The organism is Rhodococcus sp. As11, from assembly GCF_048957735.1.
GTDB lineage: Bacteria > Actinomycetota > Actinomycetes > Mycobacteriales > Mycobacteriaceae > Rhodococcus > Rhodococcus gordoniae.
The window spans coordinates 1-1132 of record NZ_JARDJE010000057.1; the positions used below are offsets into that span (position 1 = coordinate 1).

A 1132-nucleotide genomic window follows, 5' to 3' on the forward strand; every position below is an offset into this window, starting at 1 on the left:
GCCCGGGAACCACGACCAGTGATGCCGAACGGATCGCGCAGTTGGAACGAGAGAACCGCGAGCTGCGGCGGGCGAACACGATCCTCAAGCAGGCCTCGGCTTTCTTTGCGGCGGAGATCGACCGCCCACAGCGCTGATCGTGGAGTTCGTCGCCGCTCACCGCGACGAACACGGGGTCGATCCAATCTGCGCGGCGTTGCGCGAGACAGCCGCCCAGATCGCTCCGTCCACGGTCCGAGCCCATCTGAGCCCACAGCGAACCGAATCGGCCCGTGCGGTGCGTGACCGTCAGGTTCTGTCCGAGATCCGGAAGGTTCATGCCGACAATCTCGGGGTGTACGGGGTCCGCAAGGTGCACGCCAGCCTGAAGCGGATGGGGATGCCGGTGGCCCGGTGCACCGTGGAACGATTGATGAAAGCCGATGGGCTACAGGGAATACCCCGATTGAAAGGCCGGAAGACCACACACAGTGACGGGGTCGAGACTCCGCGGCCGGCGGATCGGGTGCAGCGGCGGTTCGTCGCCGACGCGCCCAACACGTTGTGGGTGGCGGATCTGACCTACATTCGTACGCATTCGGGGTGGGTGTACGCCGCGTTCGTCCTCGACGTGTTCTCCCGGATGATCGTCGGGTGGCAGGTCTCGACGTCGATGCGCACCGATCTAGCCCTCGACGCCTTGGATATGGGGTTGTGGGCGCGCCGACGGGTCGGCCAGGACGTTGCCGGGTTGATTCACCATAGCGACCGCGGCGTCCAGTATCGAGCGGTGCGCTACACCGAGCGACTCGACGAGTGTGATGCGGTGTCTTCCGTTGGTTCCAAAGGTGATTCGTATGACAACGCGATGGCAGAGGCGTTCAACTCGTTGTTCAAGGCCGAGTGCATTCGCAATCCCGTGATGCGTCCACGCGGGGGCTGCCGGAGCGTGGGAGACGTCGAGTGGGCGGTCGCCGAGTACATCGACTGGTTCAATCATCGCCGCTTGCATGGCGAGATCGACCACGTTCCACCTGCCGAGTACGAGGCCACCTACTGGTCGAAGCACACGGCGGTCGACTACCGTGAAACCCCGGTCCTCGCTGAGGCCGGAACCAGATAGCCGAGCCTCCGCCGAACTCGGGGCGATTCA

General features: G+C 64.4%; 1 protein-coding gene and 1 other annotated feature. The gene reads left to right on the forward strand.

Going from position 1 to position 1132, the window contains the following annotated elements; genetic code table 11:
• Nucleotides 1-97 precede the first annotated feature (97 nt).
• Nucleotides 98-226 (forward strand) — a sequence feature (AL1L pseudoknot).
• Nucleotides 140-1102: an IS3 family transposase gene (locus PV766_RS24055; RefSeq protein WP_421098126.1), complete on the forward strand. Its 963-nt coding sequence runs from the start codon at nt 140-142 to the stop codon at nt 1100-1102. (Overlaps the previous feature by 87 nt.)
• Nucleotides 1103-1132: the final 30 nt, after the last annotated feature.